Source organism: Nonomuraea sp. H19, assembly GCF_052068215.1.
Classification (GTDB): Bacteria; Actinomycetota; Actinomycetes; order Streptosporangiales; family Streptosporangiaceae; genus Nonomuraea.
In genome coordinates this window covers 67,485-94,353 of record NZ_JBQHCV010000009.1, presented here as the reverse complement: position 1 = coordinate 94,353, position 26,869 = coordinate 67,485, and the positions used below count along the sequence as shown (strand labels likewise).

Here is a 26,869-nt window from a genome sequence, read left to right as displayed (position 1 = left end):
GGTCGATACGGCAAACTTCGAGGCATGAGTGCACCGGATGTCGCCGCCCTTCTCGCCGAGTTGGAGCGCTCTCAGCCGGAACTGGCCGAGGAGGCCAGGACCGCCGTCGAATGGTTGACGGGTGGGGAGCCACTGGAGACGGTGACCCAGCTCGACGTCTGCGAATTCCTCTGGTACACGTTGCCGCTCAAGGTCGGCGGCGACCACGAACGTTTGGCACGCTCTCTCGGACGGCTGCTCCAGCTCGGCGGAATGGAACGTTACGCCGCGCTGTGCGTGTCGCCGACGACCGTGCAGATCCTGCGCGCCTACGCCCGCGAGGGCGAGGACGCGGGGACCAGCGCCTATCAGCAGGCGCTCGAGGCCACGGGCGTGCTCCCGCCCGACGTGCCCGAACTGCAGTGGAGCATGATCATGGGCCCCGAGGAGCTGGGCGCGCACCTCGCCTGCTCCGCCGCGCTGGAGCTGGCGATCGTCGCCGGAGAGAGCATGGACCGCACCGCGCTGACCCGCCGCTGGCTCACCGAGCCGCGCGCCGAGCTGGGCGGCGACAGCTGGCTCAACCGGGTGCACGGCGAGCGGCTCAACCGCTGGGTGCTGGGCCGCGGCCCGGCCAGGCGGGAGCTGGCCCAGCCGTTCGAGGTACGCCTGCACGCCCCGGTCACCCCGCAGCCCCTGCCCGCCCTGCACAGCCTGCTCTCCCTCGCCGCCAGGGAAGGCAGCCTGCCGCTGCGGCTGGCACCGTCGCCCGAGGCGCTCAGGCTGCGCGAGCTGGCCGAGCGGGAGCTGGGCGCGATCAGCCGCGACGGCACCCGGCTGGCCATCACCGACCACGGCAAGCGGCTGCTGGAGTCCCCCAAGGCCATGTGGTCGGCCGTCACCCGGCTGCTGCTGGCCAAGGGCGAGCACGACTTCGAGGTGTCGGCCAGGGAGGCCGCGCTCATGCTGCTCGCCGACGGCACGCTGATGTCGCCTGCCCAGCTGCGCGAGCGGGTCGCCGAGGTCGTCGGCGGCGAGGGCTGGCATCCCACCACGAGCCTGGAGGATGTCGCCGCACCCGTGTCCGACCTGGTCGCCCAGCTCACCGCGCTGGGACTGGCGTTCAGCGACGAGCTGGTGGTGCGGATGGACCGCCCCGGCCAGCTCGCGGCCCTGGCGGCGCTGCGCGCCCACGCCCTGCGTCCCAGAAAGTACGTCAGCTCGGGCCGGCCCACCGGCCCACGTTGATCATCCTTCCGGCACCCTGCCCAGGGCCTGCTTGAACTCGGGGCACTCGACGAACGGATCGTGCTCGCAGACGGCCGCGTGGCGCAGACTGTCACGCAGCCGGGTCAGCTGCGCGACCTTCCGGGACACCTCGCGCTCCTTGGCCGCCATGCGCTCGCGCAACCCCGTGTCCGCCGGCCCGGCCCGCAGAAAAGCGGCGATCTCGGAGAGCGTGAACCCGGCGTCGCGAGCGCAGGTGATCAGCGCCAGCCGCTCCAGCGTCTCCGGCCGGTACGCCCGCCGCAGGCCGTTGCGCCCCTCCGCCTGGATGAGTCCTTTGCGCTCGTAGAACCGCAGCGCGGAGGCGGCGAGCCCGCTCCGCCCGGCCACCTCGCCGATGTCGAGCAATGTCATGACCTTGGCTCCTTGACTTGAACCGCGCTTCAAGTCGCAGCATAGCCGTATGCGAATTCATCACCTGAACCTCGGTTCCATGCGCGAGATCGACTCCCTCGACGGCCGGCCCACCGCGCCGGCGGTGTGCCACGCCTTGCTGATCGAGACCCCCGCCGCCGGCCTCGTGCTGGTGGAGGCCGGGCTCGGCATGGACGACGTGACCCGCCCCGGCGAGCTGCTGGAGCGCGAATGGACGGAACTGGTCGAGCCGGTGCTCACTCCCGCCGAGACGGCCGTACGCCAGGTCGCGGCGCTCGGCCACGACCCCGCCGACGTGCGCCACATCGTGCTGACCCACCTGGACGTGGATCACAGCGGCGGCCTGCCGGACTTCCCCGACGCCCAGGTGCACGTCATGGAGGCGGAGCTGAAGGCCGCGCTGGCGGAGGCGCCGAGCCGCCGCTACCGCCCCGGCCACTGGGCGCACGGGCCGCGGTGGGTGACCTATCCGGGCACGGGCACGCGGTGGCTGGGCGTGGAGGGGGTGCGGCCACTGGCGGACCTGACCGAGGAAATCCTGCTCGTGCCGCTCAGCGGGCACTCGGAGGGGCATGCCGGGGTGGCGGTCCATGACGGGGACCGATGGCTGCTGCACGCCGGGGACGCGTACTTCTATCACGAGGAGCTGGCACGCGAGCCCCGCCCTCATCCGCTGCTGGATGTCGTGCAGCTCGGCGCAGAGGTCGATCCCGAGCGCCGGATGTCGAGCCGGGATCGCCTGCGCTCGCTCGTACACGACCACGGGGTCGCGGTCTTCTCTGCCCACGACCCTTGGGAGCTGTTCGATTACGTGGGGTAGTTACGATTGCAGTCATGGAACTGTTCCCGGCCATGCCACTCGCGGAGTGGGCCGACGTCAAGGAGACCTTTCACCGGTTCGCCCAGATCGTCGGCAAGGTCCGGCTGGTGTCGAGCAACCGGCACAACCACTGGTGGCACGTGCCCTTCCACCTGACCGGGCGCGGGCTGACCACCCGGCCGATGGGCGGGCTGGGCGAGCAGCTGTTCTGCATCGACTTCGACCTCGTACGCCACCGCCTGGTGGTGGACGTGCTCGACGGCCGCGGCGCGGAGTTCAGTCTCATCGGCCGGTCGGTGGCCTCGTTCTACGATCGGCTCTTCGAAACCCTGGCGGGGCTGGGGATCCGGCCCGACATCTGGGCCGTGCCGTTCGATCTGGGGGACGACACACCGTTCCCCGAGGACACGCTGCACGGACGGTACGACCCGGTGCTGATCAACCGCTACTGGCGCGTCCTGTCCCAGGTGGCGCAGCTCCTCGACCGGTTCGCCGCGGACTTCTCCGGCAAGATCAGCCCGGTGCACCACTTCTGGCACACGTTCGACATCGCGGTGACGCGATACACCGGCCGCGTGGCGCACGTCTCGCCGGAGACCGACCCGGTGACGCGCGAGGCGTACAGCAGGGAGGTCATCAGCTCAGGGTTCTGGTTCGGCGACGAGGAGCGGCCGTGGCCGGCGTTCTACGCCTACACCGCGCCGGAGCCCGAAGGGCTGGACCGTGAGCCGCTGCGTCCCGCGCAGGCCGAGTGGATCACCTCGGGCGGCAGCCACCTGGCCGTCCTGCGCTACGACGACGTCCGCGCGATGGACGATCCGGTGGCGGCCGTGCTGGAGTTCCTGGAGAGCGCCTACCAGGCGGGCGCCAAGCTGACCGGGCTGGACGCGGAGGCGTTGAGCTGTCCCGGCGGCATCACGGACCCGTATTACGCGAAGGTATGAAAACACATCGAGCGCCCGCCCTCCGGGGAGGGCGGGCGCTCAACGAGTGCGTACCGGTGTGCAGGTCGCCTCTCGGCGAAAGGCACAACGCGGCTCCAGCCGAACGGTAGTCCGCGAAGGCAATAGGTGAGGCCCGGGGACACTGGACACACCGGCCACGAGATATGTAACCACACCTGCCGCCGGAACATTCCCCGTCCCGGCGCGGCGTTTCAGCCCTCTCCTGAGCTCTTCAACCGGGCGGCCCTGCCGTGCAGGTAGCGCTGCTGCGGAAAGCTGGTCGCACGCCTGGCCGCCTCCTCGTACGCCTCCCGCGCCGCCATCGGGTCCCCGTCCATCTCCAGCAGGTGCGCGCGGACGGCGTACATCCGGTGGTCGCCGGCCACCCGCTCGTCGGAACGCAGCCGTTCGAGCCGGTCGAGCCCGGCCCGCGGCCCCTGCGACATGGCCACGGCCACGGCGTGGTTGAGCGCCACCATGGGGTTGCCGGAGATCCGCATCAGCATCTCGTACAGCGCCGTGATCTGCGGCCAGTCGGTCTGGTCCGCGGTCGGCGCCTCGTCGTGCACCGCCGCGATCGCCGCCTGCAACTGGTACGGCCCCGGTGTCCGCTGAGCCAGCGCCTCCGAGACGAGCGCGATGCCCTCCTCGATCTGGGCGGCGTTCCAGAGGCCGCGATCCTGCTCGGCCATCGGGATCAGCGCGCCGTCGGGGCCGGTGCGCGCCGGTCGCCGCGCGTCGGTGAGCAGCATGAGCGCGAGCAGCCCGGCCACCTCGGGGTTGTCCGGCAGCAGCCGGTGCACCAGGCGGGCCAGCCGGATCGCCTCGGCCGTCAGCTCGGCCCGCTGCAGGTCGGGCCCCGACGTGCTGGCGTACCCCTCGTTGAAGATCAGATAGAGCACGTGCAGCACCGCGCCGAGGCGTTCGGCGCGTTCGGGCTCCCCGGGCAGGCGGAACCGCAGGCCGCTGTCCTTGACACGCTGCTTGGCCCGGGTGATGCGGCGCGCCATGGTCGCCTCCGGCACCAGGAACGCGCGGGCGATCTCCGCGGTGGTCAGGCCGCCGACGGCGCGCAGCGTGAGCGCGATCTGGGAGGCCGGCGACAACGACGGGTGACAGCACATGAACAACAGCACGAGCGTGTCGTCCGACGCGGGAACCAGCTGGTCGGCGGCGGGCGACAGCCATTCGTCGGGCAACGTCCAGGCGGCCGCGGCGTCCTCGCGCCGCCGCCGCGCCTGCTCGCTGCGCAGCAGGTCGGTCAGCCGGCGCGCGGCCACCGTGATCAACCAGCCCCGCGGGTTGTCCGGCATGCCCTCTTTCGGCCACTGTACGGCGGCCGCGAGCAGCGCTTCCTGCACGGCGTCCTCGGCGGTGGCGAAATGCCCGTAACGCCGCACGAGCGCGCCGAGGACTCGCGGCGCCAGCTCGCGCAGCAGGTCCTCGACGTCGGGTATGGCGCTCAGAAGCCCATGTCCTCGCTGTGCTCGGCGATGGGCCTGATGTCGGCGAAGGCGTTGTCGTAGGCTCCGGCGGGCGCCGGGCACTGCCCCAGGCGGGCGGCTATCTCGGTCGCCCGGTCGAAGCTGTGGCACTCGACGATCCAGTAGCCGGCCAGCACCTCCTGGGTCTCGGCGTACGGCCCGTCGGTGACGAACGGAACGCCGTCACGGGAGCCGATCCGCCGAGTGTGGACGGGAGCGACCACGGCACGCGTCTCGACCAGCTCGCCGGATTCCTCCAGCTCCTTGTTGAACGACTCCATGAACTGGACCATCGCCGCGACGTCCTCAGGGGACCAGGCGGGCTGTCCGGTGTCCTTGCCCGACAGGGCGTCGTATTCCTGCTGCGTACCGTACGAAAGGATCATGTACTTCATGGGGTTCGCCCCTCTCTCGTGTGCTTCTCACCAGGGACGTCGGAGCCGAGGCGGCACACCGGACATCATGCCCGGACTTTTCATGCAGCGCCCGGGTTCTTTGTGGCGTCCGGCGTGAGGCACCATCGAAGGCGTGCCTTTCGCGACAACCGACGACGGCGTCAAGCTCTCCCACCAGATCCGCGGCAGCGGGCCACCCCTTCTGCTGCTGCAGGGCCAGGCCAACAATCACCACTGGTGGGATCCGGTGCGCGCGGACTTCGCTGCCGCCTACCGTACGATCACCTTCGACTACCGGGGCACCGGCGCCAGCGACAAGCCGGACGAGCCCTATACCACCCGCGGCTTCGCCGCCGACGCGCTCGCCGTACTGGACGAGCTGGGGGTGGAGCGGGCGCGCGTGTACGGGACGTCGATGGGCGGGCGGGTGGCCCAGTGGCTGGCGGCCGACCATCCGCGCCGGGTCGAGGCGCTGGTACTCGGCTGCAGCTCTCCCGGGGGCGCCCACGGGGTCGAGCGCGGCAACGACGTACGCAGGTCACTGGCCCAGCCGGACCGCGCCGCGGCGGAGCGGGCACTGCTTGAGCTCATGTACACCCCTGCCTGGCTGGCCACTCACCCCGGACCCCACCACACGGTCGGCGACCCCGGCATGCCTGCGTACGCCCGCCGCCGCCACCTGGCCGCCAGCGCCGGACACGACGCCTGGGCCGCGCTGCCCGCGATAACCGCTCCCACGCTGGTGGTCCACGGGACCGACGACGTGTTCAACCCGGCGGCCAACGCCCCGCTGCTGGCCGGCCGCATTCCCGGAGCGGAGCTGCGGCTGATCCAGGGGGCGCGGCACGCGTACTTCGAGGAGTTCCGCGAGGTCGCGAGCCCGCTGGTGCTGGAGTTCCTGGCCGGCGCGCCGCGCGGGTGAGGCGGATGGAGCGTCGCCTGGGTGACCCGGAGTTCACCACGGCGATGGAGTACGTCCAGGGTGCGGGCTTCTTCCCTGGCAGGCCGTGAGGCGCACGATCGCCGGGACGGGGAAGAGCATGAGGTAGAGGTTCGGGATCCACCAGGCCAGGGAGAAGTCGCCGCGCAGGGTCCAGAACGCGATGGCCATCAGCCCGGAGGCCATCGTCAGCACCAGCGACACCAGCATCAGCGATTCGCCCTGGCCGCGCCGGAGCAGGTGAAGGCTGGTCAGCCCGGTCACGCTGGCCAGCAGGTCGATCCAGAGGAACGACCAGTTCCAGTCGGCCATCACGGGGTTGGCGTAATCGGCGAACGCCCATTGCGGCGGGATCAGACCCAGCCCCGTGACCGTGAAGTAGGCCACGAACCCCAGGTCCGTCACCAGCATCAGGGCCTTAGTGACGCGCAGCACGGTCGATCGCCTCCATGAGGTAGCGGCGGGTGCGCTCGTGCAACTCGGGCCCGGGCGCCCCGAGCCCGAGCAACCTGGCGACCCACCAGCCGTCCACGGCCAGGCGCACGGCCGTCGCGGCGGCCGGGTCGACGCCGTCGTCGGCGAGCCTGGCCTGCCAGGCCGCGTACCTCTCACGCAGCGGCTCCAGACCCGCAGGGTCGACGAGCACGCCGGCCAGGAGCGCGACGGTGACGCGGTCGGCGGGGACGGTGGCGGTGGTGTGGCGCTCGGGAATGGTCGCCTCGACATAGGCCCGCAGGTAGTCACCGGGTCGGTCGCCCGCCTGGGCCAGGGCGAGGTCGAACGCCGTCGTCAGCCGCTCGACCATCGCGGCGACCAGCGCCTGCTTGGTCGGGAAGTGGTAGAACAGGCCGCCCTTGGACACCCCCGCCCGCCTGGCGACCGCCTCCAGGGTGAGCGACTCGGCTCCCTCGGAGAGCAGCACTTCGGCAGCGGCGTCGAGCAGCCGATCCTTCGAACTCGGTCTGGGCACCTCCTTAATATACCGGCTGGCCGGTACACTTTCACCTGCAGCCGCCCGACGGGTGCGCGGGATATTGGTTGGACGACGCAGGCCCGGCGTTGCTACGTTGCGAGGCATGTCCAGCCCCGAGGCGTCAAGACGCTAGCCACCGGTCGTCCGGTGGCTGTTCTCGCGTCGTCGCCCCGCAGGCCCGCCCGCCCTTGAGAGGCCGGGCCCTTCGCGCTTCTCGCGACCCGCTCGCCATCCGGACCGACGTGCGCTTCGGGCTGTTTCTCTCCAGCGCGGCAGGACCCCGTATCCGGCCTGCCCGCTTCCTTGTCGTCGAGCCACGATGTGGTCGCGGAGTTTTCTCATGCCATTGGCTGTTTACCTGCTCGGACTGGCGGTCTTCGCCCAGGGGACGTCCGAGTTCATGCTGTCCGGACTCGTGCCCGGCATCGCGCGGGATCTGCACGTGTCCGTCCCCGCCGCAGGGCTGCTGACCTCGGCGTTCGCCATCGGGATGGTGGTGGGCGCGCCGCTGATGGCGCTGCTCAGCCTGCGCTGGCCGCGGCGCAGCGCACTGCTGGCGTTCCTGGTCACGTTCCTGGTGATGCACGTCGTCGGCGCGGTCACCACCAGCTACGCGGTGCTGCTCGGCACGCGCGTCGTGGCGGCACTGGCCAACGCCGGATTCCTGGCCGTGGCCGTGGCGACCGCGATCGCCATGGTCGCGCCGAACGCCAAGGGCCGCGCCACCTCCGTCCTGCTCGGCGGCGTCACGATCGCGTGCGTCGCGGGCGTGCCCGGCGGCGCGCTGCTCGGAGAGGTCTGGGGGTGGCGCTCGGCGTTCTGGGCCGTGGCCATCGCGCTGGTCCCGGCCGTGATCGCGGTCCTGAGATCCGTCCCCGGCGGCTCCCCCGACCCCGATACGGGTGCGCATGGGGAACTGCGCTCGCTACGCCGGCCGCGGCTGCTGGTGATCCTGCTGCTGGGCGCTCTGGTGAACGGCGCGACCTTCTGCTCGTTCACCTACCTCGCGCCCCTGCTCACCGAGGTCACCGGCCTCGGGTCGGCGTGGCTGCCGGCCATGCTGGCGCTGTTCGGGCTGGGCTCGTTCGCCGGGGTGACCGTCAGCGGGCGGATCGCGGACGTGCGACCCGTACGGCTCCTCGTGATCGGCGGGCTGGCCCTGCCGATCGGCTGGGCCGCCTTCGCGCTGACGTCCGGGAGCCCGATGGCGGTGGTCGCGCTGGTCTTCGTCCAGGGGACGCTGTCGTTCGCCGTCGGATCCACGCTGATCTCACAGGCCCTGTACGCCGCCACCGGCGCCCCCACGCTGGGCGGCGCGTTCGCCACGGCGGCGCTCAACGTGGGCGCGGCGGCCGGCCCCTGGCTCGGCGGCAGCGCCATCGGCGCCGGGTTCGGCTACCGCTCGCCTCTGTGGGTGAGCGCCCTGCTGGTGACCGCCGCGCTCGCCCTGGCCGGCATCGCCGGACTCAGGCGACGGCGTCGGCCCCTTATGACCTAATCTTTCCGGTATGCAGGTCAGGGACGTGAACGGCACGCAGCTGGCCGTGATCAGGCCGGCGTCCGGCGGGTTCCCCCGGCACAGCCACGACGAGTACGTGATCAGCGTCAACGTCTGCGGTCGCGAGCGGGTGCGCCTGGACCGCTCTTCGTTCGAGGTCGACCTGGACGAGGTGACCGTCTACAACCCCGGCCAGATCCAGTCCTGCACCACGTCGACGCCATCCGAGACGGCCTTCGCGTGCGTGAGCTGGTACGTGCCGCCGGCCGCGATGACCGCGCTGACCGGCGGCGTACCGGTGGACTTCGAGCGCCCGGTCGTCCGCGCCGCCGCGCTGCGTGCCGAGCTGCTGCGGGCGACGGGGGACCTGCCGGACGGCGGCGACCCCGCGCTGATCGCGGAACGCCTGACGCTCGTCCTGCTCCGCCTGCTGGACCTGGCCGCCGGAGCGCGCCGCCGCCGGACCGCTCCCGCCCCATCGGACGCCAGGATCGCCACAGTCCTCGACCGGCTGCGCGGCGATCTGTCCAATCCGCCGTCCCTGGCCGATCTCGCCCAGGACGCCGGGATGTCCCGGGAGCACCTCGTACGGTCCTTCACCAAGGCCACCGGGTGCCCGCCCTACGCCTGGCACCTGCAGGCCCGGCTGGCCGAAGGGCGGCGCCTGCTGCGCCACGGCCGGCCGGTCGCCGACGTGGCGCACGCCTTGGGGTTCGCCGACCAGGCCCACTTCCACCGGCACTTCACCGCCGCGTACGCCATCACCCCCGGCCGCTACCGCAGCCGCGTCAACATCTGACAAGACCGCGCGGCCATGCGAACGGCAGATTGAGCGTCATGTCGGAGATCTTTGTGCTGGCCCTGTGGATCGGGTTGCTGTTCAACGCGGCGCCGGGCGCGGTTTTCAGCGAGTCCTTGCGGCGGGGCGTACGCGGCGGGTTCGGTCCGGCGTTCGCGGTGCAGGTCGGGTCGCTGGCGGGCGACGCGGTGTGGGCGTTGCTGGGGCTGGCCGGGGTCGGGGCGCTGTTCGCCGTTCCCGCTCTGCGCGTCCCGCTGACGGTCGCCGGCTGCCTCCTGCTGGGCTGGCTGGGGGTGACGGGCCTGCGCGATGCCGCCTTCCCGCGTACGGAGGCGGTTTCCGGCGACCGTTCCCGGCATGGGGCCCTCACCGTCGGCGCCGCCATGTCGCTGGGAAATCCCTGGAACGTCGTCTACTGGTCGGGCGCCGCCGGAGCCGTCAGCGCGGTGCTCGGGCAGGACGCGGGCGTGGCCGGTCTCGCTGTGTTCTTCACCGGTTTCATGACCTCCTCCTTGGCCTGGTGCTTCATCTGCGCGGGCCTGATCGCGCTCCTGCGCAGGGCCCTGCCGCCGCTGGCCGTACGGCTCCTCGAGGCGGCGTGCGGCATCTCGCTCGTCGTCTTCGCCGCCCTGCTGGCCGCACGCCTGCTGTCCGGCGGCTCATGACCGGTCACCGCAACAGCGGGAGCCGCCCGGTGAAGCGCTCCACGAGCGGGCGCGGGCCGAACAGGCTGACCGCGTAGTAGGACGGCGTCTCGGTACGGGCGAGCTCGGCCAGGTAGTCGTCGTAGACGTTCGCGCGCTGGGCGATGTCGGCCATGTCGGAGACGACCAGATCGGCTTCACCCGCCGCATCGTTCCTGATCCTGCGCACGATCGCGGTCGGCGCGGAAAGCACGGTGCAGCCCGTCCACGGCAGCCCGGCGTGCGCGAGCCCCGAGGCGTCCACGCCGCCCGAGCCCACGATCGCCGGCACCGCGACCCCCACGGACGCGGCCAGGCACGCGGCGGCGTTGGCCTGCAGGCCGCGCGGCAAGTCGCGATCTATCACGATCACCCACTTGACCGCGAGCTCCTTGGTAGGCAGGTCACTACGGCGGTCGAGCTCTTCGAGCACGCTCATCTACGGTCCTTTCTCCGAAGTTCTCGCAGAAGAGTCACACTCTCTCCGTCGTTTCGCCAACCTCGATACGCATGTGCCGAAGGAAATTCGGAAAATCGTGGCACGATGCACGCGTGGACGAACTTGATACGGCGATCCTCGTCGAGCTGCAGCGTGACGGCCGCCAGACCAACCGCGAGCTGGCCGAGCGCCTGGGCATCGCCCCCTCGACCTGCCTGGAGCGGGTGCGCTCGCTGCGCGCGAACGGGGTGATCGAGGGCTTCCACGCCGAGGTCAACCTGGACGCGATCGGCCGCCCGGTCCAGGCGCTGATCAACGTGCGGCTGCATCCCAAGATCCGCGAGGCCGTCGAGGGCTTCCGCGACTACGTCGCCGCCCTGCCCGAGACATTGGCCGTCTTCGTCGTGTCGGGCGGGGACGACTTCATCATCCAGGTAGGCGTGCGGGACGCGGGCCACCTGCGCGACTTCGTCCTCGACCACGTGTCCCGGCACCGCAACATCGCCGACGTCCGCACGTCGCTGGTCTACGACCACATCCGCAAGACGTCGGTCGAGGTGCTGCCGGCACAGGGCCCCTCGCGGCCCCGTACCGGCCGGAAACGATAATTAGGTGGTGGCTGAATCACGGCGCGGGCTACCGTCGTGATCGTGCGAACCCGCGGTTCGCCGTACGGAATCGACCGACGGCGAGGCGATGGTCACCGGGGCACCGTCCGCAAGCCCCCAGATGATCGCGAGCCGCGGCGTTCCACATCTCAACGGTCGGCGAATGCGTCGATGGCCGCGTGGATCTCCTTCCTGAAGGTCTCGCTTCCGGTGTGCCCGGAGTCCTCCACGACGATCAGCTTCGCATCGGGCCACGCCTGAGCCAGTTGCCAGGCCGTGTGGGGCGGCCCGCCCAGGTCCAGGCGGCCGTGGATCAGCACGCCGGGGATTCCGGCCAGCCGCCCGGCCTCGCGCAGCAGCACGCCCTCCTCCAGCCAGGCGGCGTTGGAGAAGTAGTGCGCGCAGATCCGCACGAAGGCCAGCAGCGCGTCCGGGGGCCGGTTGCTGTAGGCGCCGGGGTTGCCGTTGGTCTCCAGGGAGATCACCGCGTCCTCCCAGGTCGTCCAGTCGCGGGCGGCCTGGGCGCGTATTTCGGGGTCGGGGTCGGCCATGAGCCGCGAGTACGCCGCCAGCAGCGCGAAGGTGTCACCGTCGCGGTCGGCCTCGGGCACGCCCTGCCTGAACCGCTCCCACTCCTCGGGGAAGAACCGGCCGACACCCCGGTAGAGCCAGTCGATGTCTTCGCGGCGGGTCATCGTGACGCTGGGGATGACGATCTCCGACACCCGGTCCGGATGCGCCTCGGCGTAGGCCAGTATCAGCGTCGAACCCCACGACCCGCCGTACAACAGCCACTTGTCGATGCCGAGGTGCTCGCGCAGCAGCTCCATGTCGGCGATCAGGTGGTGCGTGGTGTTGGTGCTCAGATCGGTCGCCGGATCGCCGGCGTGCGGGCGGCTGCGGCCGCAGTTGCGCTGGTCGAACAGGACGATCCGGTAGCGCTCCGGGTCGAACGTCTTCCGCGCGTTGACCGAGCAGCCCGAGCCCGGCCCTCCATGCACGACGACGGCGGGCTTGCCCTCGGGGTTGCCGCAGACCTCCCAGTAGACGAGGTTGCCGTCGCCGGTGTCCAGCATGCCGTGGTCGTACGGCTCTATCGGGGGGTACAAGAAGCCGGCTCCTCTCCGAGATGTAACAGGGCTTATATATTAAGCCTCACCCGGCCGACTTGAGCTCCTCCAGATACTCCTTCAGCGGCTTCAGCCCGACCTCCGCACGCCGCTCGTCCACCTCGGCCTCGTTCTCGATATAGGTGCGGGGCCGCCACTCGCCCTGCGGACCGGTCTCCCACTGAGTGCCGTACACCTGCGGTTTCCGCTCCGCAACCCGCACCCGGTCGACGAGGTAGGCCAGGTCGGAGGCGTCCGCGTCGTCCTTCTCCACGGCCTGCCGCATCATCTCCAGGCCGCGCCGCTGCAACGCGAGGTCGCGGTCGGCGTGCTGGATCAGCGCCCACGCGGCATGAGCGCCGTCCTTGCCGACCATGGCGTATCCCGGCCAGCCGTGCGTGTCGAGGATCTGGCGCATGCGGCCGGTGTTGGCCTTCTCGACCCGGTCCCAGTCCTCATCGGTCGCCTCCGGGGTCCTGACCTCCTGGTCGACCTTCAGCATCTGCAGCAGCTCGGCCCGTAACTTCGGGTTGGCCGGGGCGTCGTCGCCGCAGGCCGTGACCATCATGAGCGCGGCGGACAGCCACGCCAGCAGTGCGCGCATACCCGGCCCTCCCACGGTGATCGCCTTCCCCGCTGCGACGACCACCGCTGTCAGACGAGCTAGAGGAACATCACGCTACCTTTACGGCGCGTACCTGCTGGTGGTGTGGCCGATCGCGCTGGGAGCGTTCTAGGGTGGCGGGCGTGGCAGGCGGTTGGACGGACGCGGACATCGAGCGGGTGCGTGAGCGGCTGGCGGAGCTGGCCGGCGGGCTTCCCGGGGTGGTGGTCGAGGACTCGTTCGGGCATGCCGGGTTCCTGCTGGGACGCAAGCGCCTGGCGTGGCTGCTCGTCGACCACCACGGGGACGGGCGGCTGTCGCTGTGCGTGAAGGCGCCACCGGGCGAGCTCGAAACGCTGCTCGCCGCCGACCCGGCACGCTACTTCCGGCCCGCCTACGTCAAGTCGTGGGTCGGCGTCGAGTTGCACGAGGTCGAGCCGGACTGGGCAGAGATCGGCGCGCTGCTGGTGCAGGCGTGGCGGATGACGGCGGGCAAGCGCGCCGTGGCCGCGTACGACGCCGAGCACCAGAACCGCCCCTGATCAGCCGGACGCGCCCTTGTCGGCACCGAGGAGCACCGGCAGCCTGACCGGCCCCTCGGTGATGATCGACGAGTTGTAGACGATCTCGTCCGGCGCGACCGCCAGGCGCAAGTCGGGGAACCTGCCGAACAACGACTCCAGCGCGATGCGAGTCTCCAGCCTGGCCAGCGGCGCGCCGAAGCAGAAGTGCGGGCCGCGGCCGAACGCCAGATGCGCGTCCGGCTCCCGAGTGAGATCGAACCGCTCGGCGTCCCCGCCGAATCTGGCCGGATCCGTGCCCGCGCCGGCAAGGCCGATCATGATGGCCTGCCCGGCCGGGATCGTCACCCCGGCGAGCCGCACATCGTGCCGCGGGTAGCGCAACATGATGCCGACCACCGAGGTGCGGGCGCGCAGCGTCTCCTCGACCACCTGCTCCCAGCCGATCTCCGTACGCGCCAGCGCGAGTTGCTTCGGCTCGGAGCACAGGGCGATGACAGCGTTGGCGATCAGGTGCACACTCGTCTCGTGACCGGCGATCAGCACCTGCCACATGATCCACAACATCTCGTCGTCGGACAGGCGGTCGCCGTCGTCTTGCGCCTGGATGAGCCCCGTGGTGAGGTCGTCGCCGGGTTCGCGGCGCTTGCGCTCGATGAAGGCGGCCAGGTAGCCGAGCAACCCGGTCTGCGCGGCGATGGACTCCTCCGGCGCGGCGGCGTGCGACATCAGCACGTTGCCCCACTCGCGGATCTGGGGCCGCTCGTTCTCCGGAACGCCGAACAGTTCACAGATCACTGTGAGGGGCAGCGGCTCGCTGAAGGAGCGCACGAGGTCCACCATGCCGCCGCCGGTGGCCATCCGGTCGAGCAACTCGTCCGTCATCTCCTGGATGCGTGGGGCCAACTCCTGCACGCGACCGGGTGTGAAGGCGTGGTTGATGAGTCCTCTCAGCCGACGGTGGTCCGCGCCGTCCTTGGTCAGCAGATGATTGCCCTCGATGAGCTGGCGCAGCGGCCAGCCGGGGGGAATGCTGCCGTCGTGCAGGGCCGTGAAGTTCTTGGGGTCCTTGCTGTAGAGCGTGCCGTCGTTCGCGAGGACCTCGCTGGCCATCTCGTACGAGGTCACGAGCCAGGCGGGCACCTTGCCCGGCAGCTCGACCCGCAGGACCGGTCCGATCTCGTCGCGGTAGCGGCAGATCGTCTGGGATGTCCGCTCTCCCGGGGCCGGCAGCTGAAGATGAATAGGCATCGGAAACCTCCCATGAACGAATGTCACCCTCACTGTGGGTGAAGGGATCGAACACGCCAAGTAGCGAAGAATGTCACCGACGAGGCGCTAACACCTGCCGACCAGGCCATATCCCGTGGCGTCCTGCTGGAGAACCGGCACCGTGCCGGCACGCCGATGCGCGTTCCAGGCGAAAGGCCGTCGCACCGGCTGGTGAAACCGCGCCACATGGTGGAGTGTCCCGGAGGCATCGGGCGTGCGCCCGGAGCGCGGCGTACCCTCGCGATTGTGACCCCCCAGCCAACCCCTCCCCCACCGCTCCGCACCGCCGTCGCGGTCCGCCTGCGACCGCCGCTGGAGACCGGCGTCTTGAGGAGGACGGATGACGGCGGCCCCGGGAGCCGGGCATGACCGCCCTGGGCCCCCGCGCGGTGCTGGTGCCCGACCTGGGCGAAGACCTGGCCCGTGCGGTGGAAGGGCTGGAGAGACTGCTGCTCACTCTGAAGGCCGCCGAGGACGGCGGGGCGGTGCTGCCCGGCCCGCTGGCGAACGGGACCGCGCTGACCGCGCTGCGGCGGCTGTGGCAGGCGGTGGCGCCCACCCAGGGCCGGCGCGCGGCGGCGGCCCGGCTCGCCGGACGCCTGTACGCCCCGGACGGCCGCGTCGAACACGTCCCGCTGCGCCTGGTCGACGTCGACCCGATCGACGTGGCCACGCTGTCGGCGGCCGCCGCCGCGCTCGGCCTCGCCGCGGCCGGCGAGGGCGTGGTACGCGAGGCGCTGGAGGCCGGCGCCGGCATGGCACGCGGGACGCCGGAGGCGGGCGGCGCCGACCTGCCCGGGACCAACCTCGTCACCGCGGCCGCCGGCATCAGCGGCCTGCTGGACCTCGCCGACACGGCCGAGTCGATCGTGCTGCGCGAGCGCCTGGCCGCCGCCGGCCCCGGTGCCGACGTCGTGCTCACTCCGGCGGAGGAGGAGGCGTACCAGGTCACGGCGAGCCGGCTCAACGCGATGTGGCCGCGCCGCTAGACCGTGATCCACATCACAGTCCAGCCGGACGAGAACCCGTGGCGGCCTTGCCGGCTACTCACCGGACAGACCTCAAGGCTTGTCACGAAGGAGAATCACCATGAAGAAGCGCGCGATCGCCGCGATCGCCGGAGTCAGCCTCGCGGTCCTCGGGCTGAGCGCCGTCGGCGCGTCCGCCAGCGACAAGAGCGCCGCACCGCGGCCTCCCAAGGGCGCGAGGGCGGTCGTCCACGTGAGCCCCAATCCCACCACCAAGCGCGGCGAAGAGGTGACGATCACCGGCCATTGCGGTGGAGGCAAGAAGCTCAGCGCCGTCATCGGCGGAGTGACCGGCAAGCCGGTGCTGGAAAACGTCCGCATCATCGACGACAACCCGAAGCGATTCCTGGCGAAGGCGAACCTCTCCCCCACGATCGGCAACGGAGTCGGCCCCATTTTCGTGGACTGTGATGGCGAAATGGGGGTGACTCTCCTGGTCACCCACGTCTGATCCGGCAAGTGCCGTCCGCGCCGCAACGGAACACGCAAACCAGCACAGCGGTTCACCGGAAGCCGTGCCCGCCGTGCGGGCCCCCCACACCGCGGCGGGCCCTGTTCGCCGGACGGCCCGCGACCGCCTGACCGGTGGCCACCTCAGGGAACCGGCGGAGTCGTCCGATCCCGGCGCGCCAGAGCCGCCTGGCCGGGACGGGCATCGCCGGACGCAGAGGCGTTGACACCGCGCGGACGGCGGCTCTGATCGCCCGGCGCTGCGATCGACCACCGGTGACGCTGAGGGCCGCACGGGTCCCGGGCGGCCCTCAGCGCCGGGGGCAGAAGTCCGTCTACTGCAGGTAGTCGAAGGTCCGCGTGCCGGCCCAGGTCTGGCAGGTGATGCGGTATTGGTGCGCAACTTCGCCGGCGGAATGGCCGGGGCCGACGTCGACGGTGTCGGCGCGAGACCAGATGCCGTTGAGCTTGTGCTCGATGAAGTAGGTGAACTCGTTGAAGTCCTGGGCGGAGGACACGAACGTGTTGGTGATGGTGAGCAATCTCCTGCCCGCGGTCAGCGGCAGCGGAAGATCGACGGTCTGGTCCCTCCACCGGTAGGTGACCGCGCCGGACAGTGGCTGCCACAAACCGGCCATGTCCCCGTTGACGGCGACGGATGCGGTCTGCATGGCGATGCCGGCGTCGAGGCGGCGGGTCAGCCGCACGCCCTCGTTGTCAGGACTGATGACCACGGTGAACCTGCTCGACCCGCCGGGCCCGAACGCGCGGCCGTCGTCGGTGACGGTACGGCTGGAAGACGGGCCGACTTCGTCTCCTGACACCTGGGAACCGACGACGGCGACGAAGACCAGGGCCGCCACCGTGCCGAGGGCCGCCGACACGATGCGGCTGCGCCGGAGCAGGCTCCGGCGGACGTGGGCCGGCTCTGGCGCGCTCGATGGAGCGGCCGGTGCGAGGCTGCTCTCAACCGATGGGCCAGGCGCGGGTTTCGCGCTCCGCTCGGGACCCGCCGTGGCGGGGATCTGGGCGACCGCCACTCGCTCCCATGCCTGCTCCCACGCGGGCAGTTGGTCCTCGGGCACGCTGCACGCTCGCAGGAACGCGATCATGACCGCCTTCTTCGGGAACCGCCGGCCTGCCAGCATGTCGGAGCAGGTGGCTCGCGGGAGCCGCGTCCCGCCAGACTTGTCCGCCTTCGCCTGTATCGCCCGCAGTGATACGTCGGCCCGGGCGTACTGCTCGACCAGCAGCTTCGCCAGTTCCTCTCGGCAGCACACCGCCTCCGGCCCAGACCGGCGCGCGTTCCCGGCGGTCGCCAGGTCCTCGTCAGCTCCGCCGGGATCGCTGATCGCCGCCATCTCCCTCTGACCGGGAGCTTTTCCACCCCGCCTTACTCCGCCCATGACTCTCAGTATATGAAGCATGACTATACGTGTCCGATGGTGGTCACCAACTGTCTGACCTTGGCCTCCGCGTGGTCCGATTCCGGACGAGCTCGTCCGTCGCTCTGTTGGACACCTAGCAGGTGAGGCTTTGATGACTGCGGGGTGCCGATCGGCGCCCGGATAACCGCGGCGGGAGGCCATCAAGCCGCGTCGGCTCGATCGGAAGAAAGGACGAGCGCAACTTTCGACCCTGACAATGCCCCCTCTGGAACCGCCGGCCCGCACCACCCCTTCCTCTGGGTAGCGGCCGACGCTGGGTCAGTGGCCCCAAGCTCCCGCGCCGGGGCCACTGGCCTGGGGGACTCACCCGTTCAGGGCCAGTGGACCAAACGCTTGGTTGGTACTATCCTTGGCCCTCGTCAGCAGCGCACGCCATAGCCGGGACGTGAGGTCACCGTGGTCGAGCAGCAGCAGCCGAGCGGCGGAGTCAGGGCACGCGTCAGCACCGCACTGCGCCCGTTCTTCCAGTGGCTCGCGGGCACCAAGGGTTTCGCCCTGGTCGGCCCCAAGATCGTGCCGCCACTCGACCGGTTCGTCAATCGGGTGACCGGCGGCCGCGTACTCATGGGCGACCAGATGATCCCCCACCTGCTGCTCACCACCATCGGCAGCAAGTCCGGGCAGCCCCGCCAGAGCCCGCTGGCCTGCTGGCCCGAAGACGGCGGCACGTTCCTGGTGGTCGGCAGCAACTTCGGCAGGGAGCACCACCCCGCCTGGACCGGCAACCTGATGAAGACGCCGGAGGCCACCGTGAACTTCCGCGGCCGCGTCATTCCCGTGACGTCCAGCCTGCTGACCGGGGCCGAGCGCGAGGAGGCCTGGCGGCGGCTCCTCCGCTTCTGGCCGCTGTACCAGGGCTACACCGAACGCTCCGGCCGCGAGCTGCGCGTCTTCCGCCTGTCACCGCGCCCGCCCGCGTGAGCCGGGGGTCATTCGGTGCCGCCTGGGCCCATCCATGGATCCCGGCCGCTCAGCGAAAGTCGCCGGCGTGGTCGGCAGCCCATTCACGGAACGCACGCGCCGGCGCGCCGGTGATCTCTTCCACCGTGGACGTGACCAATTCGGACCGAGGCCGCGTCCCGGCGCCGGCCAGCAGGGCTTCCACCAGGGCAGGCGGCCGGCCATCCGCGAGCATCCGCTCCCGCGCGAGATCCACGGGCACCTTCTCGAACCGCAACGGCCGCCCGATGGCCTCCCCTATCGCCTGCACCTGCTCGGCCCTGCTCACCACCTCCGGACCGGTCAGCACGTGCGTGGCGCCCGCGTGCCCGTCGTCGATCAGTACGCGTACCGCCACGGCCGCGATGTCACGCGGGTCGATCACCGCGGTGGCGGCGATGTCGGGACCGCGGACGACGCCGGCGGTGCGGATCTGCTCGGCCCACCCGCGAGTGTTGGAGGCGATCGTGTCCGCCCGCAAGAAGGTCCACTGCAGACCCGACTTCTCGATCAAGCCCTCCATGTCGGCATGGAGCTGATTGATCGGGTCGGCCTGCCGCTCGGCGTCGTCGCGCACGCCGGACGAGGAGAGGTAGACGACGCGGCGGACCTGGCGGCCGATCACGTCGAGGACGGCGGCGGCGCCTTCGGTGGTGAGGAAGGGCCAGATCAGGAACACCGTCTCGACACCGGCCAGCGCCCGCTCCAGCGTGTCCGGCCTGGACAGATCTCCTTCCACCCCCTCCACCCCTGCGGGGAGCCGGAGCCGCCTTCTCACCAACGCACGTACGGGGCGGTCGACGGCCACAAGCCGGGCAATGACCTGCCGGCCGACATTGCCGGTCGAACCGGTCACGAGAATCCTGGTCATGACCAAGGTCAGCCCGAACCGGGTCGGCAATATTCCGATCATGCAGGCACGGTCGTCGCCGCTGATCCCGCCCGATCAAGGCGATCGGGCGGGATTCCTTACAGCTCCCGGCCTGGACGGCTCGGATACGAGATCAGGTGCCGTCGATCAGGCGGATCGCGATGGCCGGGCTGAACTGGCCGGCGGGCGTGTTCGAGGCGATGCCGCAGTTGCCGTCGGAGTCGCCGGGGATCTTCACCCACAGCAGCATCTCGGTGCCGCCGCCCTCGCCGAGCTGCGTGGGCGTGCCGAGCTTGCGACCGGCGGGGTTGCACCACTCGCCGTTGGAGCCGTTGCCGTTGCGGCTGGTGTCGATCACCCACTTCGCGCCGCCGCCGAGCGACGAGTTGACCGAGGAGGCGTACGTCGCCGACTGAGCCGTCGGGTAGTAGTTGGAGACGTTCACCGCGAAGCCGCGGATGTTGCCGACGCCCGCGTTCTTCAGCCGCGTCGCCATCGTCCCGGCCGCGACCCAGCCGGCGTTCCCGGCGTCGAGGTAGGCCCAGGCGTTGGGGGCCTTGTCGCGGAACTGCTGGGTGGCGTACGTCAGCATGCGGTTGCGCGCCTGGATGGCGGTGTCGTTCATGCAGCCGAAGTCGCCGAGGGAGTCGGGCTCGATGACGACGACCGCGGGGCGGTTGCCGATGCCGGAGGCGAACGCGGAGATCCACGTCTTGTACGCCGACTCGCTGCCGGCCCCGCCGCCCGAGTGCCCGCCACAGGCGTCGCGGCCGGGGATGTTGTACGCCACGAGGACGGGGAGCTTGTTGGCGGAGTCCGCGGCGGCCACGTACTTGGAGACGGAGGCGCGTACGTCCCCGCTCCAGCCGCCGAACCAGCGGGCCATCGGCTTGGCGGAGATGGACGACTTGATGCGCGTCGCCCGGGAGTCACCGGCGTTGCCCCGCACCCAGATCGCCGGGTTGGAGTCCGGGTCCACATAGAAGCCGTTGGTCATGGCCACCGGCCCGGATCCCGTCGGCGTGGGCGACGGCTTCGGCGAGGTGGTGGTCGTTGGGGACGGCGACGGCGACGGCGACGGGGCGGAGGAGGTGCTCTCCGTCAGCGAGACGTTGTCCACGGAGAAGCTGAAGTCGGCGTTCTTGCCGAGCTGGAACGTCACCTGCCCGGCCGACGTGCCGAGGCTGGAGGTGAAGGGGAAGCTGAAGCGCTTGCTCGCCGTGGTGAGCGAGATCGTCTTGGTCAGGGTCCTGGTGTACGGAGAGTCCGCGAGCTGCACGGTGGTGACGGCGGTGACCGCGGCTGAGGCCGAGGCGTCGAACGAGAGCGTGTACGCCTTGCCGTTGGCCAGCGAGATGTCGTTCTGGCCCACCATGGCGTCCCATGGGTTGGCGGTGCCGCCCGTCACGTTGACGCGCAGCCGCCCGGCGTCCACGGCCATCGAGGTGTTCGCCGACTCCCACCAGGGCGCGGTGCCGCTAGCGAACGTGCCGTTGACCACCAGTTGGGGTGCCGCGACGGCGGGCACTGCGGCCACCACCGATAACGCTGCAGCCGCCGAGGCCGTGATCGCCGTCACGCGGGTTAACGATCGCACGTAATGCGTCCCTTCTGGTCTTCCGAAACCATGCGGATGATCCAATATCACAGAGATCCGCCACTTTTGTGACCATTTGCGGAAAACCGACCGGTCGTCCGAGGGATGCGCCTGGTGCGTCCATATGTGGGCCGCGGCCCCCGTCGAAGCAGGGCGTTGTTCACTCTGCCGCAGACCGGAGCGACGGCGTCGCAGGGCGCGGTCTCGGGTTGAACACCCACCCCTGCAGCAGCCCGAACCGGATCGCCGAAGCCAGCCCGTTGGCCAGGACCACTGCGATCAGCTCCGCCGTCTCCGACGCAGCCGAGGGCAGCACGGCCAGGCTCAGCGTGGAGATCCCCAGGCCGATGAGAAAGGCGATGAGCCCGCCGAGATGGTCGCGCACGGCTCCGGCCTTGCCCGTCACCCCGAACGTGAACCGCCGGTTGGCGGCGGTGTTGGCGATCGCCGTGGTGAGCATGGCGACGGTATTGGCGACCATCGACGGCAGGATCATGGAGAGCGCCCAGAACAGCACCAGATAGGCCACCGTGCACGCGGACCCGACGACCGCGTAGGACGGCAGCCGGCGAGAGACCGAGGTGGGGGCGGGGGCTTGAGGGGGTGCTGTGGTGGCGCTCATGTCATGAATGATCGGAAGCCGGCATGGGAGATCCCTTGGCCGATCATTAAACGCAAGTGAGAATTCGCTGGTCAGCGCGATTTCGCTATGACGTCGGTCACAACGAGCGTTCTGGGCCCGCTGCGCAGGCGTCCGCGCCGCCAACGTCGCGGACGCCTGCGCAGTGGTGCCGTGCGGCCGCTACCGGCGCCTGCCGAAGCGACCGGCCGGGGCCTCACCGGCGGTCACGGTCGCGGCGAGTTGCCGGAGCATCCCGCCAAGGCGATGGAAATGACGACCATAATGGCAGGCAGCACGCTACGTAATCTCACACCGTTCTTTTCACCGAGTTCCGTTATCGCTTCGCGAGCGACGGGTCGCACCTTATCACCGCTCTTGCCGGTCCGAGTTTTCCAGGGCGCGGGATCCTTGCGCTATGGATGAGGAGGATTGTTCAAGAGGGCCCGCCTTCGAATACATGTCGGTCGCCACTGTGCCGCGCGCCGGCATAGTAGCCGTCCAGTGACACCGACATCTGTGCGGTCACCTTGGTCATCCTGCTCCGCCTCCCTCTCCGGCGGCGCCCCGGTCGGGGCCCGCTCACCAGAAGGTCGGAGCTGTCGGCCATTTCTCTACATCGGCATCTTCTTAGCGAGCATTGCGAACCGTCAGCCATTCGGCGCCCACAACCCGGTAACCCAGTTCCGCAAAGAGATGGTGGCTTACCGCGATCATGTGAGCCGCTCCCCACGGCACGGCAACCGTGATGGGCTCGTCGCCCCGTTCCTCGTGAATCCGTGTGATGCAGGCGAGGAGGTCTTCGTCGCGCTCGGTGAGGATCAGCTTCCACCATCCCCTGCGTAACCTGCCGCCGGCCCATCCGTCATGGCCGGTAAGGTCGGTCACCTCCAAGCCATGCCCCGGAAACCTCTTCACGACCCCGAGCCAGTCGGGAATGGCCGTGAGGACGTCGATGACGGCGTCGAACCATCCGGGAGGCCCGGCGTCCTCTCTACGATCCGGCCAGAGGACCGGGACGCCCAGAGACTCGACGTCGAAGACGGTGACCTGGTGGACCAGACGGCCCAGCCGTAGTCGGTAGAGCTTTCGATGCGCGCGTATCGCAGCGGCGGGTTCGCCCTCGGCGACGATCAGATCGCAGGTGCGCAGCCGATCCAAGGCCTGCTCGAAGAAGGCGTGCTCGGCGATGTGCACCATGGGGACCAGCAGGAAGGTCAGCGGCGTGCCAGGGCGGCGGAACGTCAGGATGGCCGACCGGGTGCCGATGACGCTGGTTTCGATGAACTGCATGGACCCCGTCCTCATGCCGGATGCGACAGTGCCATCAGGATGGCGGCAACACCGTATGGGCCACGGGTTGCGCATGCCTTACGATCAACGTATAAGCAGCCATCTACCTGCCTTTTCCTCCACGAGTGCGGGTATGGAGTTGCGGATTCTCGGCCCGCTCGGCCTCAACCGGGATGGGGACGAGCTTCGTGTGCCCGCAGGCAAAACCCGTCTGCTCCTCGCCATGCTGCTGTGCCAGCCGAACGAGCCCTCCTCGGCGGCGACCCAGGCCTCGACTCACCCTCCTCCCGCGTGCTGGTCGGAACGGCACCGGGCACTTCCCTGGGAAGCCGGCTGTGGGCTCGCCGTCCCTCTTCTCTGCTGCGGGTACGGCACGCCGTGGGCGTTCATACACGCCGCGATCAAACGGCAGGACCCCACCCTCCCGGCGGAGGGGGCTTCCGGGAGGGTGGCGGCGAGCGGAGGTGCGCAGGCAGGCGGCGTGGCGGGCGGTAGGGGCCGGTCAGGCGACGCACACGCCCCCGCCAGGCAACGTTCGCCTGGGGCCCGTCGCCACAGGAGCCCGCGGAGGTCGTTCAGGGCCTGCGGCCGTGAAAAGTGCGGCGCAGGTCGTTCACCCAGGCGTCGGGGTTCTCCCAGGGGATGAAGTGGCCGCCGTGGTCGTGGGCGTTGACGTTGACGTGGTTGAACCAGTCGCCCTGCGGGCCGGTCCTGAACGCCTGGACGCGCTCGGTGGCGGTGTGGATGCCGGGCGGGTTCTCGTATGTGACGAAGGTGAGGCCGACCGGGGCCTGCACGACCGGGGTGCGGTCGTGGGCGGGGGCCCAGGGGTAGCGGTTGGCGTTGGCGTAGTAGCGCATCGACGTGGCGATGGAGTTGTTCACCCAGTAGATCGTGGCGTGGGTGAGCAGGTCGTCCTTGGTGAAGACTGATTCGACGTCGCCGCCGTTGTCGCTCCAGGCGTTCCAGCGCTCCAGCAGCCAGGCGAGCAGTCCAGCGGGTGAGTCGCTCAGCCCGTGGGCCAGGGTGGCGCCGTCGAGCATGTGCACGGCGAGGTGGCACGCCGAGCGGTGGTCCAGCTCGATGATCCGGGCGCGGATATCGGCGGGCTGGTCGTCGGTGAGGGGCCGATTCCGGGCGAAGTCCCAGGCCCGGGGGCCGGAGAAGAAGTCGAGCGGCAGCCCGGAGCCGATGTGGATGCCGTACAGCTCGTCGGCGTACTTGTGACCGAGCTGGCTGGAGACGATCCCGCCGATGTCGCAACCCCCGGCGGCGTACTTCTCGTACCCCAGGGTCTCGGTCATCAGGGTGTGCCAGAGGTCGGAGACCTTCCAGAAGTTGACGTCCGGAAAGCCGGTGAGCGGGCCGGGGAAACCGAAGCCGGGCAGAGACGGCACGATGACGTCGAAGGCGTCGGCGGGGTCACCGCCGAACGCGGCCGGGTCGGCGAGCGGGTCGATCACCTTCGACCAGTGCCAGAACGTCCACGGCCAGCCGTGGGTGAGGATCAACGGGATCGGACGGGGGCCGCGGCCGGGCTTGCGCATGAAGTGCACCGGGACACCGGCGACGCTCACCTGGTAGTGCTCGTAGACGTTGATGGCGGCCTCGGCCTTGCGCCAGTCGTAGCCGTCCCGCCAGTAGGCGACCAGCTCACGGAGATAGCTGTCGGGCACGCCGTAGGACCAGTCCCCATTTCCCTCGTCCAGCGGCGGACGGGTCGATGTGAGGCGGGCGCGCAGGTCTTCGAGGACCTCGTCGGACACGTGGATCGGAACGGGCTTCAGGGGGAAGGCGTGCGGGGTGCTCATCGCGTGGTTCCTTACTGGGGTGCCGTCGGCCTGTTGGGCGGCGAGCCGTGATGGCCTTCCGCCAGGATTCTCCGGCCGCCCGGCCCGTCGGCAAACGATCGCATGACGACAGGCACAGCGAGCGCCCAACGAACCAGGACATTCCGGTCCAAGGTGCGTCGTCAATCCCATCACATGCGATGCCGATTCATGACAGGGTGCAAACCCGTGGACCGGCGAACCGCAAGGCGGCGCGGGGGCGTTTTTCACGACTCGGCGTGCTTTGAGCTTGGAGTGGTCAGGGTGCCGGTTCGTCGGCGCCGGGTGGTTCGAAGAAGTCCTGCGGTGAGGGTGGGGGCAGGGTGGTCGGCGATGGGCGCAGTCCGTCGATGAGCAGGGCGAGGTAGCGCCTGCGGTCCTCGCCCTGGGGATCGCCGGGGTGCACCGTGGCCAGGTTCATGACGGTGATCACGGTCAGGTCGCGAGGCAGCAGTTCCGGTCGCACCACGCCCGCGTCGATGGCCCGGCGCAGCATGGGTTCGATGGCGTGCATGAAGCGCTGCGTGCTCTCGTTCGCGAACGTCACGAACTCGTGGGCGAGTGAGATGATGACCCGCCGCCGGGCGAGTACCTCGGTGACGGCCTCGAGCATCCCGGCCAGGTCCTGCCACGGGTCGTCGGTGTGTACCGCTGTGATGGGCTGGAGTTCGGTGGTGAGGACGTGGTCGAAGACGGCTCGGACGAGTTGTTCACGCGAGCGGAAGCGGCGGTAGACCGTCACCACGCTCACGTTCGCGCGTGCGGCGATCTCCTCGAGCGTCGCCTGCGGCCCGATCTCCTCGAACGCCAGGACCGCAGCACCGACGATTCGCTCATGGTTGCGGGCTGCGTCGGCTCTCACCAGGTCACCCGTAGCGAGTTCAACCCGTAGACGGCGCTGAAGACCCGGAAGTCGATCTGCTCATCCGCGAGTGCGAGGTTGGCGAAGCGTCGCAGCAGGGCCGGGAAGGCGATGCGCATCTCCATGCGTGCCAGCGGCGCGCCGAGACAGTGGTGCACGCCGTGGCCGAAGGCGATGTGTCCGGGGGCGCCCCGGGTGATGTCGAGGGCGTCGGGATTCTCGATGAAGCCACCGTCGCGGTTGGCGGCGGAAAGCGATAGGAGCACCAGCGAACCCGCGGGGATGACGTGGCCGGCGATCTCCACCTCGGTCGTGGTCGTGCGCGGCGGCAGCGACTGCACGATGGACAGCCAGCGCAGCAGTTCCTCGATGGCGGGCTCGGCCCGCGCCGGATCCTCGCGGATCATGGCGAGCTGATCCGGGTGCCGCAGCAGGGCCAGGGTGCCCAGGGCGAGCATGTTCGAGGTCGTCTCGTGCCCGGCGAGCAGCAGCAGGGCCGCGATGCCGATGAGCTCGTCGGTGCTCAGATCGTCGCCGTGCTCGCGCACCAGCATCCCGAGCATGTCCTCGCCCGGGTCGGCCTGTGCGCGGGCGACCAGGCCTGCCATGTAAGCGCGGTTCTCCCGCAGCGCCGCGGTCTGTTCCTCCATCGGCAACGAGATGTCGAGCAGGCGAACGGAACGTTCCTGGAACTCGGCGCGGTCGGCGTACGGCACCCCCAGCAACTCGCAGATCACCAGCGACGGCACCGGCAACGCGAAGTGCGACACCAGATCGGCCGGTTTGCCGGCCCGCTCCAGATCGTCCAGCGCCGCCTCGACGATCTCCACGATGCGTGGCTCGAGCCGACGCATCCGGCGGATCGTGAACTCCGGGGTGAGCATTCGCCGCAACCGCGTGTGCTCCGGCGGGTCGAACGCGAGCAGAAACCCCGCCCGCAACTTGTCCTGTTCCTCCTGGCTCATCTCACCGGCCGCGAAGAACGGTGTCATGGCGTTGCTGAACCGGGTCGGATCCGAAAGCACCTCGCGAACATCCTCGTGCCGGAGGACCAGGTACGCGGGCACGCCGAACGGCGTCACCACCCGCACCACCCCCTCACCGTCCCGAGCCAGGGCCAGCTCCGCGACCGGGTCGAGTCCGTCCCGCCGCATCTCCAGCGACAACTCCGGCGCCTCCGTCATCGCCCATCCCCTTCCATGA

29 protein-coding genes are annotated in these 26,869 nt (G+C 70.1%); 12 read left to right on the top strand and 17 right to left on the bottom strand.

The genetic code is table 11. The features are described from left to right. Nucleotides 1–24: 24 nt before the first annotated feature. Nucleotides 25–1,227: a hypothetical protein gene (locus ACTMTI_RS21325; protein WP_441122197.1), complete on the top strand. Its 1,203-nt coding sequence runs from the start codon at nucleotides 25–27 to the stop codon at nucleotides 1,225–1,227. Here the strand turns inward: ACTMTI_RS21325 and ACTMTI_RS21320 are convergent, their stop codons facing one another. Then, nucleotides 1,228–1,620, bottom strand: a complete 393-nt coding sequence (locus ACTMTI_RS21320; RefSeq protein WP_441122196.1) for a MerR family transcriptional regulator — start codon at nucleotides 1,618–1,620, stop codon at nucleotides 1,228–1,230. It abuts the gene before it with no gap. Between the two features lie 49 nt (nucleotides 1,621–1,669). Between ACTMTI_RS21320 and ACTMTI_RS21315 the strand changes: the two genes are divergently transcribed. Together ACTMTI_RS21315 and ACTMTI_RS21310 are read left to right on the top strand one after the other, a co-directional pair. Continuing rightward, the gene (locus ACTMTI_RS21315; protein ID WP_441122195.1) at nucleotides 1,670–2,461 is read left to right on the top strand and encodes an MBL fold metallo-hydrolase; all 792 of its coding nucleotides are present in this window, start codon (nucleotides 1,670–1,672) and stop codon (nucleotides 2,459–2,461) included. A gap of 14 nt (nucleotides 2,462–2,475) precedes the next feature. Continuing rightward, entirely contained in the window at nucleotides 2,476–3,405 is a 930-nt protein-coding gene (locus tag ACTMTI_RS21310; protein WP_441122194.1) for a DUF5996 family protein, read from the top strand. Nucleotides 3,406–3,617: 212 nt separating this feature from the next. On the opposite strand, the gene ACTMTI_RS21305 is transcribed toward ACTMTI_RS21310, so the two are convergent. Next, entirely contained in the window at nucleotides 3,618–4,832 is a 1,215-nt protein-coding gene (locus tag ACTMTI_RS21305) for an RNA polymerase sigma factor (RefSeq protein WP_441122473.1), read from the bottom strand. A gap of 35 nt (nucleotides 4,833–4,867) precedes the next feature. Beyond that, complete coding sequence (locus ACTMTI_RS21300) at nucleotides 4,868–5,284, bottom strand: YciI family protein (protein ID WP_441122193.1); 417 nt, start codon at nucleotides 5,282–5,284, stop codon at nucleotides 4,868–4,870. 133 nt (nucleotides 5,285–5,417) lie between these two features. On the opposite strand from ACTMTI_RS21300, the gene ACTMTI_RS21295 reads away from it, so the two are divergent. Next, complete coding sequence (locus ACTMTI_RS21295) at nucleotides 5,418–6,206, top strand: alpha/beta fold hydrolase (RefSeq protein ID WP_441122192.1); 789 nt, start codon at nucleotides 5,418–5,420, stop codon at nucleotides 6,204–6,206. A gap of 33 nt (nucleotides 6,207–6,239) precedes the next feature. On the opposite strand, the gene ACTMTI_RS21290 is transcribed toward ACTMTI_RS21295, so the two are convergent. Together ACTMTI_RS21290 and ACTMTI_RS21285 are read right to left on the bottom strand one after the other, a co-directional pair. Further along, nucleotides 6,240–6,659, bottom strand: coding sequence for a DUF5360 family protein (locus tag ACTMTI_RS21290; RefSeq protein WP_441122191.1), 420 nt, complete (start codon nucleotides 6,657–6,659; stop codon nucleotides 6,240–6,242). Then, nucleotides 6,643–7,194, bottom strand: a complete 552-nt coding sequence (locus ACTMTI_RS21285; RefSeq protein WP_441122190.1) for a TetR/AcrR family transcriptional regulator — start codon at nucleotides 7,192–7,194, stop codon at nucleotides 6,643–6,645. Before ACTMTI_RS21285 ends, ACTMTI_RS21290 begins: the two co-directional genes overlap by 17 nt. Before the next feature lie 343 nt (nucleotides 7,195–7,537). Here ACTMTI_RS21285 and ACTMTI_RS21280 point away from each other — a divergent pair, with 343 nt between their 5' ends. The 3 genes from ACTMTI_RS21280 to ACTMTI_RS21270 are packed head-to-tail and all read left to right on the top strand — an operon-like array spanning nucleotide 7,538 to nucleotide 10,159. Then, nucleotides 7,538–8,695, top strand: coding sequence for a Cmx/CmrA family chloramphenicol efflux MFS transporter (locus tag ACTMTI_RS21280; protein ID WP_441122189.1), 1,158 nt, complete (start codon nucleotides 7,538–7,540; stop codon nucleotides 8,693–8,695). A gap of 10 nt (nucleotides 8,696–8,705) precedes the next feature. Next, nucleotides 8,706–9,494, top strand: a complete 789-nt coding sequence (locus ACTMTI_RS21275) for a helix-turn-helix domain-containing protein (protein WP_441122188.1) — start codon at nucleotides 8,706–8,708, stop codon at nucleotides 9,492–9,494. Nucleotides 9,495–9,532: 38 nt separating this feature from the next. Next, complete coding sequence (locus ACTMTI_RS21270) at nucleotides 9,533–10,159, top strand: LysE family transporter (RefSeq protein WP_441122187.1); 627 nt, start codon at nucleotides 9,533–9,535, stop codon at nucleotides 10,157–10,159. 4 nt (nucleotides 10,160–10,163) lie between these two features. Here ACTMTI_RS21270 and ACTMTI_RS21265 read toward each other — a convergent pair whose 3' ends face one another. After that, entirely contained in the window at nucleotides 10,164–10,616 is a 453-nt protein-coding gene (locus ACTMTI_RS21265; RefSeq protein ID WP_441122186.1) for a DUF2000 domain-containing protein, read from the bottom strand. Between the two features lie 113 nt (nucleotides 10,617–10,729). On the opposite strand from ACTMTI_RS21265, the gene ACTMTI_RS21260 reads away from it, so the two are divergent. Beyond that, the gene (locus tag ACTMTI_RS21260; RefSeq protein WP_441122185.1) at nucleotides 10,730–11,224 is read left to right on the top strand and encodes an Lrp/AsnC family transcriptional regulator; all 495 of its coding nucleotides are present in this window, start codon (nucleotides 10,730–10,732) and stop codon (nucleotides 11,222–11,224) included. Nucleotides 11,225–11,373: 149 nt separating this feature from the next. On the opposite strand, the gene pip is transcribed toward ACTMTI_RS21260, so the two are convergent. Both pip and ACTMTI_RS21250 read right to left on the bottom strand, forming a co-directional pair. Next, nucleotides 11,374–12,333: a prolyl aminopeptidase gene (gene pip, locus ACTMTI_RS21255; RefSeq protein WP_441122183.1), complete on the bottom strand. Its 960-nt coding sequence runs from the start codon at nucleotides 12,331–12,333 to the stop codon at nucleotides 11,374–11,376. 46 nt (nucleotides 12,334–12,379) lie between these two features. After that, nucleotides 12,380–12,937 carry a DUF6624 domain-containing protein gene (locus tag ACTMTI_RS21250; protein ID WP_441122182.1) on the bottom strand — a complete coding sequence of 186 codons (558 nt, stop codon included), beginning with the start codon at nucleotides 12,935–12,937 and terminating at the stop codon, nucleotides 12,380–12,382. Nucleotides 12,938–13,080: 143 nt separating this feature from the next. On the opposite strand from ACTMTI_RS21250, the gene ACTMTI_RS21245 reads away from it, so the two are divergent. Continuing rightward, the gene (locus ACTMTI_RS21245; RefSeq protein WP_441122181.1) at nucleotides 13,081–13,479 is read left to right on the top strand and encodes an MmcQ/YjbR family DNA-binding protein; all 399 of its coding nucleotides are present in this window, start codon (nucleotides 13,081–13,083) and stop codon (nucleotides 13,477–13,479) included. Here ACTMTI_RS21245 and ACTMTI_RS21240 read toward each other — a convergent pair whose 3' ends face one another. Further along, complete coding sequence (locus ACTMTI_RS21240) at nucleotides 13,480–14,709, bottom strand: cytochrome P450 family protein (protein WP_441122180.1); 1,230 nt, start codon at nucleotides 14,707–14,709, stop codon at nucleotides 13,480–13,482. 386 nt (nucleotides 14,710–15,095) lie between these two features. Between ACTMTI_RS21240 and ACTMTI_RS21235 the strand changes: the two genes are divergently transcribed. Together ACTMTI_RS21235 and ACTMTI_RS21230 are read left to right on the top strand one after the other, a co-directional pair. After that, complete coding sequence (locus tag ACTMTI_RS21235) at nucleotides 15,096–15,719, top strand: hypothetical protein (RefSeq protein ID WP_441122179.1); 624 nt, start codon at nucleotides 15,096–15,098, stop codon at nucleotides 15,717–15,719. A gap of 100 nt (nucleotides 15,720–15,819) precedes the next feature. Continuing rightward, a complete protein-coding gene (locus ACTMTI_RS21230; protein WP_441122178.1) occupies nucleotides 15,820–16,209 on the top strand; it encodes a hypothetical protein in 390 nt (129 codons plus the stop codon). Between the two features lie 334 nt (nucleotides 16,210–16,543). Here the strand turns inward: ACTMTI_RS21230 and ACTMTI_RS21225 are convergent, their stop codons facing one another. Beyond that, complete coding sequence (locus tag ACTMTI_RS21225) at nucleotides 16,544–17,569, bottom strand: hypothetical protein (RefSeq protein WP_441122177.1); 1,026 nt, start codon at nucleotides 17,567–17,569, stop codon at nucleotides 16,544–16,546. A 483-nt stretch (nucleotides 17,570–18,052) separates the two neighbouring features. Between ACTMTI_RS21225 and ACTMTI_RS21220 the strand changes: the two genes are divergently transcribed. Next, nucleotides 18,053–18,577 (top strand): nitroreductase family deazaflavin-dependent oxidoreductase, encoded by a 525-nt coding sequence (locus ACTMTI_RS21220; protein WP_441122176.1) that lies wholly within the window; start codon nucleotides 18,053–18,055, stop codon nucleotides 18,575–18,577. 49 nt (nucleotides 18,578–18,626) lie between these two features. Here the strand turns inward: ACTMTI_RS21220 and ACTMTI_RS21215 are convergent, their stop codons facing one another. The 7 genes from ACTMTI_RS21215 to ACTMTI_RS21185 form a co-directional block, all read right to left on the bottom strand. Then, on the bottom strand, nucleotides 18,627–19,508 hold the full coding sequence (locus ACTMTI_RS21215; RefSeq protein WP_441122175.1) for an NAD(P)H-binding protein: 882 nt from the start codon (nucleotides 19,506–19,508) through the stop codon (nucleotides 18,627–18,629). 91 nt (nucleotides 19,509–19,599) lie between these two features. Beyond that, nucleotides 19,600–21,045, bottom strand: coding sequence for a glycoside hydrolase family 6 protein (locus tag ACTMTI_RS21210; protein ID WP_441122174.1), 1,446 nt, complete (start codon nucleotides 21,043–21,045; stop codon nucleotides 19,600–19,602). Between the two features lie 178 nt (nucleotides 21,046–21,223). Continuing rightward, the gene (locus ACTMTI_RS21205; RefSeq protein WP_441122173.1) at nucleotides 21,224–21,685 is read right to left on the bottom strand and encodes a GtrA family protein; all 462 of its coding nucleotides are present in this window, start codon (nucleotides 21,683–21,685) and stop codon (nucleotides 21,224–21,226) included. A 627-nt stretch (nucleotides 21,686–22,312) separates the two neighbouring features. Further along, nucleotides 22,313–23,050 carry a hypothetical protein gene (locus tag ACTMTI_RS21200; RefSeq protein ID WP_441122172.1) on the bottom strand — a complete coding sequence of 246 codons (738 nt, stop codon included), beginning with the start codon at nucleotides 23,048–23,050 and terminating at the stop codon, nucleotides 22,313–22,315. 500 nt (nucleotides 23,051–23,550) lie between these two features. Continuing rightward, complete coding sequence (locus tag ACTMTI_RS21195) at nucleotides 23,551–24,786, bottom strand: epoxide hydrolase family protein (RefSeq protein ID WP_441122171.1); 1,236 nt, start codon at nucleotides 24,784–24,786, stop codon at nucleotides 23,551–23,553. 277 nt (nucleotides 24,787–25,063) lie between these two features. Continuing rightward, nucleotides 25,064–25,666 carry a TetR/AcrR family transcriptional regulator gene (locus tag ACTMTI_RS21190; RefSeq protein WP_441122170.1) on the bottom strand — a complete coding sequence of 201 codons (603 nt, stop codon included), beginning with the start codon at nucleotides 25,664–25,666 and terminating at the stop codon, nucleotides 25,064–25,066. Then, nucleotides 25,663–26,850 (bottom strand): cytochrome P450, encoded by a 1,188-nt coding sequence (locus tag ACTMTI_RS21185; RefSeq protein ID WP_441122169.1) that lies wholly within the window; start codon nucleotides 26,848–26,850, stop codon nucleotides 25,663–25,665. The genes ACTMTI_RS21190 and ACTMTI_RS21185 overlap by 4 nt, the downstream gene beginning before the upstream one ends. Nucleotides 26,851–26,869 lie beyond the last annotated feature (19 nt).

Excerpts from the sequence above, each read along its gene's own strand:
- ACTMTI_RS21270 (WP_441122187.1), top strand. The coding sequence starts at position 9,533 with ATGTCGGAGATCTTTGTGCTGGCCCTGTGGATCGGGTTGCTGTTCAAC.
- ACTMTI_RS21275 (WP_441122188.1), top strand. The coding sequence starts at position 8,706 with ATGCAGGTCAGGGACGTGAACGGCACGCAGCTGGCCGTGATCAGGCCG.
- ACTMTI_RS21235 (WP_441122179.1), top strand. The coding sequence starts at position 15,096 with ATGACCGCCCTGGGCCCCCGCGCGGTGCTGGTGCCCGACCTGGGCGAA.
- ACTMTI_RS21225 (WP_441122177.1), bottom strand. The coding sequence starts at position 17,569 with ATGGCGGCGATCAGCGATCCCGGCGGAGCTGACGAGGACCTGGCGACC.
- ACTMTI_RS21300 (WP_441122193.1), bottom strand. The coding sequence starts at position 5,284 with ATGAAGTACATGATCCTTTCGTACGGTACGCAGCAGGAATACGACGCC.
- ACTMTI_RS21230 (WP_441122178.1), top strand. The coding sequence starts at position 15,820 with ATGAAGAAGCGCGCGATCGCCGCGATCGCCGGAGTCAGCCTCGCGGTC.
- ACTMTI_RS21250 (WP_441122182.1), bottom strand. The coding sequence starts at position 12,937 with ATGCGCGCACTGCTGGCGTGGCTGTCCGCCGCGCTCATGATGGTCACG.
- ACTMTI_RS21185 (WP_441122169.1), bottom strand. The coding sequence starts at position 26,850 with ATGACGGAGGCGCCGGAGTTGTCGCTGGAGATGCGGCGGGACGGACTC.
- ACTMTI_RS21265 (WP_441122186.1), bottom strand. The coding sequence starts at position 10,616 with ATGAGCGTGCTCGAAGAGCTCGACCGCCGTAGTGACCTGCCTACCAAG.
- ACTMTI_RS21195 (WP_441122171.1), bottom strand. The coding sequence starts at position 24,786 with ATGAGCACCCCGCACGCCTTCCCCCTGAAGCCCGTTCCGATCCACGTG.
- ACTMTI_RS21315 (WP_441122195.1), top strand. The coding sequence starts at position 1,670 with ATGCGAATTCATCACCTGAACCTCGGTTCCATGCGCGAGATCGACTCC.
- ACTMTI_RS21325 (WP_441122197.1), top strand. The coding sequence starts at position 25 with ATGAGTGCACCGGATGTCGCCGCCCTTCTCGCCGAGTTGGAGCGCTCT.
- ACTMTI_RS21320 (WP_441122196.1), bottom strand. The coding sequence starts at position 1,620 with ATGACATTGCTCGACATCGGCGAGGTGGCCGGGCGGAGCGGGCTCGCC.
- ACTMTI_RS21280 (WP_441122189.1), top strand. The coding sequence starts at position 7,538 with ATGCCATTGGCTGTTTACCTGCTCGGACTGGCGGTCTTCGCCCAGGGG.
- ACTMTI_RS21205 (WP_441122173.1), bottom strand. The coding sequence starts at position 21,685 with ATGAGCGCCACCACAGCACCCCCTCAAGCCCCCGCCCCCACCTCGGTC.
- ACTMTI_RS21240 (WP_441122180.1), bottom strand. The coding sequence starts at position 14,709 with ATGCCTATTCATCTTCAGCTGCCGGCCCCGGGAGAGCGGACATCCCAG.
- ACTMTI_RS21200 (WP_441122172.1), bottom strand. The coding sequence starts at position 23,050 with ATGCGCAACCCGTGGCCCATACGGTGTTGCCGCCATCCTGATGGCACT.
- ACTMTI_RS21310 (WP_441122194.1), top strand. The coding sequence starts at position 2,476 with ATGGAACTGTTCCCGGCCATGCCACTCGCGGAGTGGGCCGACGTCAAG.
- ACTMTI_RS21215 (WP_441122175.1), bottom strand. The coding sequence starts at position 19,508 with ATGATCGGAATATTGCCGACCCGGTTCGGGCTGACCTTGGTCATGACC.